Source organism: Alistipes megaguti (assembly GCF_944320325.1).
Classification (GTDB): Bacteria; Bacteroidota; Bacteroidia; order Bacteroidales; family Rikenellaceae; genus Alistipes; species Alistipes megaguti.
Genome location: NZ_CALUHA010000047.1, coordinates 1 through 13,098, shown reverse-complemented (window position 1 = coordinate 13,098; position 13,098 = coordinate 1). Strand labels below are relative to the sequence as shown.

The following is a 13,098-nucleotide window of genomic DNA, read 5'->3' as shown; positions in this document are numbered from 1 at the left end:
TCGATCTTCATGTACTGTCTCGAACTGCTGGTTGCCTTCCTGCAGGCCTACGTCTTCACGATGCTCTCGGCCGTCTTCATCGGACTGGCCCAGGAGCGTCCCGAAAAGCACGCCGCCGAAACGGCCGACAACCACTGATCGCATACGAAAACGACTCACAAAACAAAAACTGATAAAAACTCAAACAGCTATGGAAAGTTTAGGTATTCTGGGCGCTGCAATCGGCGCAGGTCTGGCCGTCATCGGCGCAGCATTGGGTATCGGTAAAATCGGAGGTTCGGCCATGGAGGCCATCGGCCGTCAGCCCGAAGCCGCCGACAAGATCCGTACCAACATGATCATCGTTGCGGCCCTGATCGAGGGTGTTGCCCTCTTCGCCGTGGTAGTCTGCTTCCTGGCACTCTAATCCCAAAAATCGGTACGTGCCATGGGACTTCTGCAACCCGAATCGGGACTGCTGTTCTGGATGACGCTCGCCTTCGTGGTGGTCCTCGTCGTGCTGGCCCGCTACGGTTTCCCGGTCATCGTCAAGGCCATCGAGTCGCGCAAGGAGTATATCGACTCGTCGCTCGATGCCGCCCGGGAAGCCGAGCAGAAATGCGCCACGCTCGAGGCCCGCAGCCGTGAGATCATCAATGAGGCCGAGGTCCGGCGCAACGAAATCCTGCGGGAGGCCGACACCGAACGCAAACAGATTCTGGCCGACGCCCGTCAGAAGGCCGAAAGCGAAGGCGCCCGACTCCTCGAAAAGAGCCGCCTGCAGGCTGAAACCGAACGGGCCGCCATCCTGGCCGAAGCCAAACGGGAGATCGCCGCGCTGGCCGTGGCCATCACCGAACGCATGCTGCGCCAGGATCTCGACAACCGGGAGGCCCAGACGCAGCTGGCTTCGCGCCTGATGGAGGAGTTCGATCCGAAAAACCGCAAGACATGGACACCGGATTGATCGCCCGCCGCTATGCCCGGACCCTGGCCGACTTTGCCGAATCGAAGGGTGAGATGAAACGGGTGGCCGAAGAGGCCGAAGCGTTCATCGAAGCCTACAACGGCAACATGGAACTCCGCGAGGTGCTCACCTCGCCGGTCCTGACGGCCGACGCAAAGCTCGATGTCGTGCGCAAGGCCTTCGATCACGAACTTTCGGCTTCGTTCGAAGGCTTCCTGCGGCTGGTCATCCGCCATCACCGCGAGAAGTGGCTCTGCTTCATGCTGCCGGCCTTCGTCGGCATCTACAAGCAGCGCTGCGGCATCGTCGACATGACGCTCACAACGGCCGCCGAGGTCGACGGTGATTTCGTCAACCGGCTCTCGGCCCAGGTCGGCACAGTCACGCACAGCCGCGAGGTCCGCGTCCACCGCAAGGTCGATCCGTCGCTCATCGGCGGCTTCCGCTTCCGCATCGACGACCGGCTGCTGGATGCCAGCATCGCCACGCAGCTTCGCCGCGTAGAACAGAAACTGGGCAGACTGCCCGAAAGAAAGATTTGAACATGAACAACAAAGAGAGAATAAAACCATCGGAAATCTCCGAAGTGCTCCTCTCCGAGCTCCAGGGGGTGGACCTCTCGGCACAGTATGCCGAGGTGGGCACCGTGCTGCAGGTCAGCGACGGCATGGTGCGGATCTACGGTCTGCAGAATGCCGAGGCCAACGAGCTGCTGGAGTTCGAGAACGGCATGCGCGCCGTGGTGATGAACCTCGAGGAGGACAACGTGGGTGCCGTGCTGCTGGGCTCGACCGACCGCGTCGAGGAGGGCGATCTGGTGCGCCGCACCGGTCGTACGGCCTCGATCCAGGTGGGCATGGGCATGCTCGGACGTGTGATCGATCCGCTGGGACAGCCGATCGACGGACTGGGCGAGATCGCGGGCGAACGCCTCGAACTGCCGCTCGAACGCAAGGCTCCGGGCGTGATCTTCCGCCAGCCGGTGACCGAACCCCTTCAGACCGGCATCAAGGCCATCGACGCCATGATCCCCATCGGCCGCGGACAGCGCGAGTTGATCATCGGCGACCGTCAGACGGGCAAGACCGCCATCGCCGTCGATACGATTCTGAACCAGCGTTCGAACTTCGAAGCCGGCGATCCGGTCTACTGCATCTACGTGGCCGTGGGGCAGAAGGCCTCGACGGTCGCCTCGCTGGTCGAGACGCTGCGGGCCCATGGCGCACTGGACTACACGATCATCGTGGCCGCCACGGCCGCCGATCCGGCCGCCATGCAGTACTTCGCCCCCTTTGCGGGTGCGGCCATCGGCGAGTTTTTCCGCGATACGGGCCGCCACGCGCTGGTGGTTTACGACGACCTCTCGAAGCAGGCCGTGGCCTATCGGGAGGTATCGCTCGTGCTGCGCCGTCCGTCGGGCCGCGAAGCCTATCCGGGCGACATCTTCTACCTGCACTCGCGTCTGCTGGAGCGTGCCGCCAAGATCATCGGACAGCAGGAGGTCGCCGAGCAGATGAACGACCTGCCGGAATCGCTGCGCGGCAAGGTACGCGGCGGAGGTTCGCTGACGGCCCTTCCGATCATCGAAACCCAGGCCGGCGACGTCTCGGCCTACATCCCGACCAACGTCATCTCGATCACCGACGGCCAGATCTTCCTCGATACGAACCTCTTCAACCAGGGCAACCGACCGGCCATCGACGTCGGTATCTCGGTATCGCGTGTGGGCGGCAGCGCCCAGATCAAGGCCATGAAGCAGGTGGCCGGAACGCTGAAGATCGACCAGGCGCAGTACCGCGAACTGGAATCCTTCTCGCGCTTCTCGAGCGATCTGGACCCCGTAACGGCAGCCACGCTCGACCGCGGCCGCAAGAACACGCGTCTGCTCGTGCAGCCGCAGTACAGCCCGCTGTCGGTCGAGGAGCAGATCGCCGTCCTCTACTGCGGCACGCACGGACTGCTGCGCGAGATTGCCATCGAACAGGTCCCCGAGTTCGAACACCTGCTGCTCGAACGGCTGCACACGACGGATATCCCCGAAGCGCTGCACAAGGGACAGCTCGACGAGGAGCTCGGCAAACGGATCGAATCGCTGGCCGCCAGTGTCACGACGGCCCTGAAGGCTAAAGCTTAAGGTCATGGCTGCGCTCAAAGAGATCAAGGCCCGGATCGCCTCGGTGGGCGGCACGCTGAAGATCACTTCGGCGATGAAGATGGTCGCATCGGCCAAACTGCACCACGTGCAGTCGGAGGCCGAGGCGCTGGCCGTCTACGAACGCCAGCTGGGCGCGATCACCGAGGCGTTGTTCCGCTATGCCGACGAGGAGCAGATCGAATCACCGCTGACGCTGCCCCACAAACTGCAGCAGCGGGCCGTCGTCGTGGCCGTGGCTTCGGACGGATCGCTCTGCGGAGGATTCAACGCCGAGGCCATCCGGCAGTTGGAACACACGCTCGAAGCGCTGCGCGGTGAGGGATTTCAGCAGATCGAGGTGTGGCCCGTGGGGGAGAAGATGCTGGCCCATGTCCGCAAGAGCGGCTTGACGTTCAACGACTCGTTCCACACCCTCTCGGGTCATCACGACTATGCGGGAGCGGTTCGCCTGGCCGACCGGCTGATGGAGGACTTCGAAGCGGGAAGAGTCGACCGCGTGGTGCTGGTCTACAACCACTACGCCTCGATGAGCCGCCAGACGCCCCGCAGCGAGACGCTGCTTCCGCTGAAGGCGCGTCCGGGCGAGGGGCAGACGCTTTCCGAAGCGGACTACATCTGCGAGCCGTCGCCCCGCGAACTGCTCCGTGAACTGCTGCCGCTCGCGGTCCGCACCCGCATGTACGAGGTGCTGCTCGACAGCGCCACGGCCGAACACGCCGCCCGTACGGTGGCCATGCAGACCGCTTCGGACAATGCCCAGGAGCTGCTCGACGAGTTGAAACTCTTCTACAACAAACAGCGTCAGCAGGCCATCACCAACGAGCTGGCCGACATCGGTCAGGCCGATTAGGCGCCCGAAAACGGGCCGCGCATCTTCCAAGGGCGTCGGCGGGTCGCATCAGATCCGCCGACGCCTTTTTCGTGAGCCGGCGGCAGGGACGAGGTCGAATTGTGAATTTTTTAACAATTCATCGGGCCGGAGGTTGTATATCTTGAAGAAATTGCCTACTTTTGGGCTGAAATTCGGGCCCGTAAACCCGAATCCCGATTCCAGGCCCACAGGCCCGGAATCCCCAAACCGTAGAGACACTGAAACACTCAAAAATCTGAATCAATGGATCATCTGAAAATTGCGGGTCCGGCACTTCCGGACATGCCCTGGGAGGAGCGTCCCGCAGGGTCGAACGAAGTCATGTGGCGTTATTCGGCCAACCCGATCATCGGCCGTCATGCCCTTTCGACCTCCAACTCGATCTTCAACTCGGCCGTCGTGCCCTTCAAGAAGGGCAAGTACAACTTCGCCGGCGTCTTCCGCTGCGACGATACGAACCGCCGCATGCGCATCCACGCGGGCTTCTCCGTGGACGGCATGAAGTGGGACATCCAGGAGGAGGATTTCCATCTCGAAGGGGCCGATCCCGAAGTGGGCGAGTGGGTCTACGGCTACGACCCGCGCGTGGCAAAGATCGACGACAAGTACTACGTAACGTGGTGCAACGGCTACCACGGTCCGACGATCGGCGTGGCCTGGACCGACGACTTCGAGACGTTCCACCAGCTGGAGAACGCCTTCCTCCCGTATAACCGCAACGGCGTGATGTTCCCGCGCAAGATCAACGGCCGCTTCGCCATGCTGTCGCGTCCGAGCGACACGGGTCATACGCCCTTCGGCGACATCTTCTATTCGGAGAGCCCCGATCTGGAGTTCTGGGGACACCACCGTCATGTGATGTCGCCCGCGGCGTTCGAGGTTTCGGCCTGGCAGTGCATGAAGATCGGCGCCGGCCCGATTCCGATCGAAACATCCGAGGGGTGGCTGCTGTTCTACCACGGCGTGCTGCGCTCATGCAACGGCTATGTCTACGCCTTCGGCTCGGCGCTGCTCGACCTCGACCAGCCGTGGAAGGTGCTGGCCCGCAGCGGCCCGTATCTGATTTCGCCGCGCGAGACGTACGAGTGCATGGGCGACGTGCCGAACGTCACGTTCCCCTGCGCGGCGCTGCACGACCCCGCAACGGGGCGCGTGGCCGTCTACTACGGATGCGCCGATACGGTCACCGGGCTTGCCTTCGGATACATCCCCGAGATCATCGAATTCACGAAGAAAAACTCGATCCTCTGATGTTGCTGCGACGAACGCTCATACTGGCTGCGCTCGCCGCAGCCTTTTTCCGCACCCAGGCACAGGGTGCGGAACCGGCGGCGTGGGTCGACCCCTTCATCGGAACCACCAACTTCGGAGCCACGAACCCCGGTGCCGTCCTTCCGAACGGCATGATGGCCGTGGTGCCGTTCAACGTCATGGGCTCCGACAAGAACGTCTATGACAAGGATGCCCGCTGGTGGTCGACCCCCTACGAATTCCACAACAAGTTCTTCACGGGTTTCGCCCACGGAGCGCTGAGCGGCGTAGGATGTCCCGACATGGGATCGCTGCTGACAATGGCCACGACGGGCGAACTGCGCCCCGACTACCGCGAATACGGCTCGGAGTACAGCGACGAGGTGGCCTCGCCGGGCTACTACGCCGTGAGCCTCTCGAAATACGGCATTCGGGCCGAAGCCACGGCCACGGCCCGCACGTCGGTCGAACGCTATACGTTCCCCGAAGGCAAGGGCAACCTGCTGCTGAATCTGGGCGAGGGGCTCACGAACGAATCGGGGGCCATGGTGCGCCGCGTGAGCGATACGGAGATCGAGGGCATGAAGCTGCTCGGCACCTTCTGCTACAACCCGCAAAAGGTCTTCCCGGTCTACTTCGTGCTGCGGGTCTCGAAGGCGCCGCGGGCTGCGGGCTACTGGAAAAAGCAGCGCCCGATGACGGGCGTCGAGGCCGAATGGACGCCCGATAACGGCCGCTACAAGTTCTATAACGAATACGGCTGCGAGATGGCAGGCGACGACATCGGCTACTGGTTCACGTACGACGACCTCGCGGCGGGCGAGCAGATCGAGGTGCGGATGGGTATCTCGTATGTCTCGATGGAGAACGCCCGGCTCAATCTGGAGGCCGAGCAACCGGACGGGGCGACCTTCGATGCGATCCACACCGCGGCCCGATCCCGCTGGAATGCCGATCTGGGGCGCATCCGCGTCGAGGGCGGCACGGACGACCAGCGCAAGGTCTTCTACACGGCGCTCTACCATGCGCTGATCCACCCGAACCTCCTGAACGACGTCAACGGCGAGTACCCCTTAATGGAGCACTCGGGACGCGTGGGCGTCACGTCGGGCGACCGCTATACGGTCTTCTCGCTGTGGGACACCTACCGCAACGTCCACCAGCTGCTGACGCTGGTCTATCCCGAGCGGCAGGTGGAGATGGTGCGCTCGATGATCGACATCTCGCGCGAGTGGGGTTGGATGCCCCGCTGGGAGCTCTACGGCCGCGAGACCTTCACGATGGAGGGCGACCCGGCCATTCCGGTGATCGTCGACACCTGGATGAAGGGGCTGCGCGATTACGACATCGAGGCGGCCTATGCCGCTTTCCGCAAGTCGGCCACCACGCCCGGCGCGCAGAACCCCCTGCGGCCCGATATCGACCCCTACATCGAGCGGGGCTACATTCCGCTGGGAGTCTACTCGCAGGATCTTGCGGGTGACCTCTCGGTCTCGCACGCCCTGGAGTACTACGTGGCCGACGCGGCACTGGCCCGGCTGGCCGATTCACTCGGTCACCGGGAGGATGCGCAGATGTTCCGCCAGCGCTCGCTCGGGTACCGCCACTACTACGACAAGGAGTACGGCACGCTGCGTCCGATCAACGGGGACGGCACGTTCCTCACGCCGTTTGATCCGAAGGCCGGCGAGAACTTCTCGACGGCACCCGGCTTCCACGAAGGATCGGCCTGGAACTATACGTTCTATGTGCCGCACGATGTCGAGGGACTCGTAAAGTTGATGGGCGGCCGCAAACGCTTCGTCGAGAAGCTGCAGGCGGTCTTCGACGAGGGACACTACGACCCGGCCAACGAGCCCGACATCGCCTATGCCTATCTCTTCAGCCGCTTCCCCGGCGAGGCGTGGCGCACGCAGCGGGAAACTCGGCGGCTGCTCGACAAATACTTCACCGTCAAGCCCGACGGCATCCCGGGCAACGACGACACGGGAACAATGTCGGCCTGGGCCGTCTTCACCATGCTGGGCTTCTATCCCGACTGCCCGGGCGAGCCGGCCTACACGATCACCACTCCGACGTTCGACCGGGCCGAGATCGACACGCCGCAGGGCGTGCTGACAATCGAGAAGCGCGGCGAAGGATACATCCGCCGCATGACACTCGGAGGCAAACCCCTGACGACCTACCGCGTGGACCACGACGAACTGCTGCGCGGCGGTCAACTGACCCTTGAACTTCAAAACTCGAAACATCAATGAGAATCACACACTTGCTGAGCACAGCGGCATTTGCCGTCCTGCTGGCCGCCTGCTCACAGCCACAACCCGCGGAGAGTCTGACCCGCTGGGTCGACCCCAAAATTGGAACCGGCGGCCACGGACACGTCTTCGTCGGCGCCAACGTTCCGTTCGGACTCGTACAGGTGGGCCCGACGAGCATCCCGCAGGAGTGGGACTGGGTCTCGGGCTACCACGCTTCGGACTCAACGGTGATCGGCTTCTCGCACACGCACCTCAGCGGTACGGGAATCGGGGACCTCTTTGACGTGACGCTGATGCCCGTCGTCGGAGAGGTCGTCTGTGCCCGCGGCACGGAGGAGGATCCCGCCTCGGGCCTCTGGTCCTATGCCGACCGCACGAAAGAGGTGGTCCGTCCGGGCTACTACTCGGTGCCGCTCCTGCGTTACGGCGTCAAGGCCGAGATGACCGCCACGTCGCGTGTCGGTCTGCACCGCTACACCTTCCCCGCAGCGGAGAATGCCGCCGTGGTCTTCGACCTCGAGAACGGCGGCTGCTGGGACAAGGCCACCGAGACAGGTTTCCGCTTCTCGGACGACAGTACGCGTATCTGCGGCTGGCGTTACTCGGAAGGGTGGGCCAAGGACCAGCGGGTCTATTTCGTGGCCGAGTTCTCGAAGCCTGCCAAAGCGATTACCTACCTGCAGCCGGGTGAGTTGGACGATTCCAAGATGCCCCGGGTCAACGCCCGTTATGCCCGTGTGGATTTCGACACGGCGGAGGGCGAACAATTGCTTGTGAAGGTGGCCCTGTCGCCCGTAAGCATCGAGGGTGCGGAGGCGAACCTGGCGGCCGAACTCCCGGGGTGGGATTTCGAAGCCGTCGCTGCGGCGGCCGATGCCGCCTGGAACGAGGAGCTCTCGCGGGTGAAGATCTCAACCCCGGACGAGACCGCGAAGCGGATCTTCTACACGGCGCTCTACCACACGATGGTGGCCCCGTCGGAGTTCTGCGACGCCAACGGCGACTACCGCGGAGCCGACGGCCAGGTGCACGAAAACCCCGGCTACACGACCTACACGACCTTCTCACTGTGGGATACCTACCGCACGGCCATGCCGCTGATGACGCTGCTCCATCCGGGCCGCATGCCGGACATCATCAACACGATGCTGGCCATTGCCGACGAACAGGGCCGTCTTCCGGTCTGGCACCTCTGGGGCAACGAGACGGACTGCATGGTGGGCAACCCGGGAATCCCCGTGGTGGCCGACGCCATCGTCAAGGGAATCGGGGGCTTCGACCGTGAGCACGCCTTCGAGGCCATCCGCAAGACGGCGATGAATCCCGACCGCGGCAACGGTCTGCGCATGAAGTTCGGCTACATTCCGTGTGATCTGTTCAACGAGGCCGTGGCCTACGACATGGAGTATGCGCTGGCCGACGGAGCCGCCGCCCGCGCAGCCAAGGCGCTGGGCAAGGAGGAGGACGAAGCCTACTTCACGAAGCGCAGCCACTCGTACCGCCACTACTTCGACCCTTCAACGGGCTTCATGCGCGGGCGCGACAGCCGCGGCGGATGGCGCACGCCGTTCAATCCGTTCGCCTCGACGCACCGCGCCGACGACTACTGCGAAGGCAATGCCTGGCAGTATACGTGGCTTGCCCCGCACGACGTCAAGGGGCTCGAGGGGTGTTTCGGAAGCCGGGCGCGGATGCTCGAAAAGCTCGATTCGCTCTTTACGGTCAGCTCCCTCATCCACGGCGACGCCACCTCGCCCGACATCACGGGCCTGATCGGTCAGTATGCCCACGGCAACGAGCCGAGCCACCACATCCTCTACCTCTACACGATGCTGGGCCAGCCGTGGAAGACGGCCGACCGGGTGCGCGAGGTGCTGACGACGCTCTACCACGACCAACCCGACGGACTCTCGGGCAACGAGGACGTAGGGCAGATGTCGGCCTGGTACGTTCTCTCGTCGCTGGGCATGTACGAGGTCGAGCCGGCCGGAGGCCGCTACTGGTTCGGAGCTCCGCTGTTCGACCGGGCCGAGATTCGGGTGCCGGGCGGAGTCTTCACCGTCGAGGCCCGCAACCTTTCGGCCGAAAACCGCTACATCCAGCGCGTATGGCTCAACGACCAGCCCTACACGAAAGGGTGGATCTCGCATACGGACGTGATGAAGGGCGGCAGTCTGGTCTTCGAGATGGGTTCGGAGCCCAAGGTCTGGTACTGCGCCGACGAGCCCGAGACGTATGCCGACCAGCGCCCTGCGGAGGGGGAACGACTTTTTAAGTCGGAAGCCGTTGAAGAGGAGATCGCCCGCGTGTGCGGTCTGCTGACCAACGAACGTCTGCGCTGGATGTTCGCCAACTGCTTCCCCAACACGCTCGACACGACGGTTCACTACCGCGAGGACGAGGAGGGCACCCCCTCGACCTATGTCTATACGGGCGACATCCCGGCCATGTGGCTCCGCGACTCGGGGGCCCAGGTTTGGCCCTACGTGCAGCTCTGCCCGCGCGACCCGAAGCTGCAGAAGATGATCGCCGGCGTCATCCGCCAGCAGATGCGGCTCATTGCGATCGACCCCTATGCCAACGCCTTCAACGACGGACCGACGGGTGCCGGCGAGGATGTCGGCTATCCGGGCAACACCCAGAACCCGTGGGTCTTCGAGCGCAAGTGGGAGATCGACTCGCACTGCTATCCGATCCGCCTGGCCCATCACTACTGGAAGACGACGGGCGACACGTCGGTCTTCGACGAGGCCTGGGTCGGGGCGATGCGGGCCATCCTCGCCACGCTGCGTGAACAGCAGATGAAGGAGGGCCCCGGCGACTACATCTTCCTGCGCGTGACGGACCGTCAGCTGGACACCCGCTGTCACGTCGGACGCGGCAATCCGGTGAAACCCGTCGGGCTGATCGTGTCGGCCTTCCGGCCGTCGGACGACGCCACGACCTTCGGCTTCCTCGTGCCGTCGAACTTCATGGCCGTCACGTCGCTGCGCAAGGCAGCCGAGATTCTCGCAACGGTCAACGGCGAGAAGGAGCTGGCCGACGAGTGCACGGCACTGGCCGACGAGGTGGCCGAGGCCCTGCAGAAGTATGCCGTGGTCGAACATCCGGAATACGGACGGATCTACGCCTTTGAGGTCGACGGCTTCGGCAGCGTGCAGCTGATGGACGATGCCAACGTGCCGTCGCTGCTGGCGATGCCCTATCTGGGCGACGTCGAGCGCACGGATCCCGTCTACGAGAATACGCGGCGCTTCGTCTGGAGCGAGGCGAATCCCTACTTCTGGCGCGGTGAGGCCGGCGAGGGGATCGGCGGTCCGCACATCGGCGTGGAGATGATCTGGCCGATGAGCATCATGATGCGGGCCTTCACCTCGACCGACGACCGGGAGATCCGCGACTGCATCGTCGCCCTGATGACCACCGACGCCGGCACGGGATTCATGCACGAGGCCATCTCGCGCCACGACGCCGCGAACTTTACCCGGCCGTGGTTCGCCTGGCAGAACACGCTCTTCGGCGAGCTGATCCTCAAGCTGGTCAACGAGGGCAAAATCGATTTGTTGAACTCCATAAACTGATAACCGAACCCGATGAAACAATTTTGGATCCTGGCCTGCGCCCTGGGTGCGGCGGCCTGCTGCGAGACTCCGCAACAGCAAACGGCCCTGCGCCCGAGCGAGTACGTCACCACGCTCATGGGCACGCAGTCGGAATTCGCCCTCTCGACGGGCAACACCTATCCGGCCGTGGCCCTTCCGTGGGGCATGAACTTCTGGACGCCCCAGACGGGCAAGATGGGCGACGGCTGGGCCTACACCTACAACGCCCACACCATCCGCGGACTGAAACAGACCCACCAGCCCTCGCCGTGGATCAACGACTACGGCCAGTTTGCGGTGATGCCCGTGCGCGGCAACGACAAACTGGACGAGGAGTCGCGTCAGAGCTGGTTCTCGCACCAGTCCGAAGAGGCAAAGCCCTATTACTATTCGGTCTACCTGGCCGACCATGACATCGTGGCCGAGGTGACCCCGACCGAACGGGCCGCCGTGATGCGCTTCACCTTCCCCGAATCCGGAGAGTCGGGCGTTGTGGTCGATGCCTTCGACCGCGGTTCGCGCGTGGAGATGGTCGACGACCACACCCTGGCAGGCTACACGACGCGCAACAGCGGCGGCGTGCCCGAAAACTTCCGCAACTGGTTTGTCATCCGCTTCGACAAGCCCTTCTCGGCCGTCGAACTGACGGACAACCCCGCCTCCTACAAGGCCGGCAGCCGGCTGCTCAAGCCCGAGGGCGGCAAGGTTGCGGAGGGCGACCATGCCGTGGCCAAGGTCCACTTCACGACCCACCGCGGTGAACGGGTGACGTTGCGCATCGCCTCGTCGTTCATCTCGCCGGAGCAGGCTCTTCGCAACCTCGAAACCGAACTCGGAGCGGATGATTTCGAGACGGTGAAGGCGAAGGCGCAGGCCCGCTGGGACGAGGTGCTCGGACGTATCGAGGTCTCGGGCGGCAGTGTCGACCAGCTGCGCACCTTCTACTCGTGTCTCTACCGCTCGACGCTCTTCCCGCGCAAGTTTTACGAGATGGATGCCGCGGGGAATCCGATCCATTACAGCCCCTACAACGGTGAGGTGCGGCCCGGATACATGTACACCGACACGGGCTTCTGGGATACGTTCCGCTGTCTGTTCCCGCTGCTGAATCTGGTCTATCCGTCCATCAACGCCGAGATCCAGGCCGGACTGGCCAACACGTGGCGCGAGAGCGGCTTTCTGCCCGAGTGGGCATCGCCCGGACACCGCGGCTGCATGGTGGGCAACAACTCGGCATCGGTCGTCTCGGACGCCATTCTGAAGGGCATCACCCCGGCCGAAGATGTCGAGGAACTCTATGACGCCATGCTGAGCGGCCGCATGCAGGTTCATCCGACCGTATCGTCAACCGGCCGCCTCGGCCACGAGTACTACAATTCGCTGGGATACGTCCCCTACAACGTCGGAATCAACGAAAACGTGGCCCGCACGCTGGAGTATGCCTACGACGACTGGTGCATTGCCCAGGTGGCCCGCAAGCTGGGCCGTACGGAGGATGCCGAACTGCTCGAAAAGGCGGCGCAGAACTACCGCAACGTCTTCGACCCGGAGACGCGGCTCATGCGCGGCCGCAACGAGGACGGCACGTTCCAGACGCCGTTCAGCCCCTACAAGTGGGGCGACGCCTACACCGAAGGCAATGCCTGGCACTACACGTGGTCGGTCTTCCACGACGTCGAGGGTCTCGCAGAGTTGATGGGCGGCAAAGCCGAATTCTCGAAAATGCTGGATTCGGTCTTCGTCGTTCCGCCCATTTACGACGACAGCTACTACGGACAGCGCATCCACGAGATCACCGAGATGCAGGTGGCCAACATGGGCAACTACGCCCACGGCAACCAGCCCGCGCAGCACATGATCTACCTCTACGACTACGCCGGCAAACCGGCCAAGGCCCAGTACTGGGTGCGTGAGGTGATGAACCGCCTCTACAAGGCACAGCCCGACGGCTACTGCGGCGACGAGGACAACGGCCAGACCTCGGCCTGGTACGTCTTCTCGGCCCTGGGATT

General features: G+C 63.6%; 9 protein-coding genes and 1 pseudogene. All 10 read left to right on the top strand.

The window, feature by feature from the left end; all coding sequences use genetic code 11:
• Positions 1-138: pseudogene (locus tag PUQ42_RS09760) on the top strand (F0F1 ATP synthase subunit A); the annotation flags it as partial.
• Positions 139-190: 52 nt separating this feature from the next.
• Complete coding sequence (gene atpE / locus PUQ42_RS09755; protein WP_273373305.1) at positions 191-406, top strand: ATP synthase F0 subunit C; 216 nt, start codon at positions 191-193, stop codon at positions 404-406.
• Between the two features lie 21 nt (positions 407-427).
• Positions 428-946: a F0F1 ATP synthase subunit B gene (atpF, locus tag PUQ42_RS09750; protein WP_273373304.1), complete on the top strand. Its 519-nt coding sequence runs from the start codon at positions 428-430 to the stop codon at positions 944-946.
• Entirely contained in the window at positions 931-1,488 is a 558-nt protein-coding gene (atpH, locus tag PUQ42_RS09745) for an ATP synthase F1 subunit delta (protein WP_273373303.1), read from the top strand. Before atpF ends, atpH begins: the two co-directional genes overlap by 16 nt.
• A gap of 2 nt (positions 1,489-1,490) precedes the next feature.
• Positions 1,491-3,080 carry a F0F1 ATP synthase subunit alpha gene (gene atpA, locus PUQ42_RS09740; RefSeq protein ID WP_273373302.1) on the top strand — a complete coding sequence of 530 codons (1,590 nt, stop codon included), beginning with the start codon at positions 1,491-1,493 and terminating at the stop codon, positions 3,078-3,080.
• Positions 3,081-3,084: 4 nt separating this feature from the next.
• Positions 3,085-3,951 (top strand): ATP synthase F1 subunit gamma, encoded by an 867-nt coding sequence (gene atpG, locus PUQ42_RS09735; RefSeq protein WP_273373301.1) that lies wholly within the window; start codon positions 3,085-3,087, stop codon positions 3,949-3,951.
• Positions 3,952-4,215: 264 nt separating this feature from the next.
• On the top strand, positions 4,216-5,223 hold the full coding sequence (locus PUQ42_RS09730; protein WP_087310188.1) for a glycoside hydrolase family 130 protein: 1,008 nt from the start codon (positions 4,216-4,218) through the stop codon (positions 5,221-5,223).
• 5 nt (positions 5,224-5,228) lie between these two features.
• On the top strand, positions 5,229-7,481 hold the full coding sequence (locus PUQ42_RS09725; RefSeq protein ID WP_420534964.1) for a GH92 family glycosyl hydrolase: 2,253 nt from the start codon (positions 5,229-5,231) through the stop codon (positions 7,479-7,481).
• On the top strand, positions 7,478-11,065 hold the full coding sequence (locus PUQ42_RS09720) for a GH92 family glycosyl hydrolase (RefSeq protein ID WP_273373298.1): 3,588 nt from the start codon (positions 7,478-7,480) through the stop codon (positions 11,063-11,065). The genes PUQ42_RS09725 and PUQ42_RS09720 overlap by 4 nt, the downstream gene beginning before the upstream one ends.
• A gap of 12 nt (positions 11,066-11,077) precedes the next feature.
• Positions 11,078-13,098: GH92 family glycosyl hydrolase (locus tag PUQ42_RS09715; RefSeq protein WP_273373296.1), on the top strand; the 2,021-nt coding region annotated here is incomplete at its 3' end.

Coding starts and splice junctions, on each gene's coding strand:
- atpE (WP_273373305.1), top strand. CDS start 191: ATGGAAAGTTTAGGTATTCTGGGCGCTGCAATCGGCGCAGGTCTGGCC.
- atpF (WP_273373304.1), top strand. CDS start 428: ATGGGACTTCTGCAACCCGAATCGGGACTGCTGTTCTGGATGACGCTC.
- atpH (WP_273373303.1), top strand. CDS start 931: ATGGACACCGGATTGATCGCCCGCCGCTATGCCCGGACCCTGGCCGAC.
- atpA (WP_273373302.1), top strand. CDS start 1,491: ATGAACAACAAAGAGAGAATAAAACCATCGGAAATCTCCGAAGTGCTC.
- atpG (WP_273373301.1), top strand. CDS start 3,085: ATGGCTGCGCTCAAAGAGATCAAGGCCCGGATCGCCTCGGTGGGCGGC.
- PUQ42_RS09730 (WP_087310188.1), top strand. CDS start 4,216: ATGGATCATCTGAAAATTGCGGGTCCGGCACTTCCGGACATGCCCTGG.
- PUQ42_RS09720 (WP_273373298.1), top strand. CDS start 7,478: ATGAGAATCACACACTTGCTGAGCACAGCGGCATTTGCCGTCCTGCTG.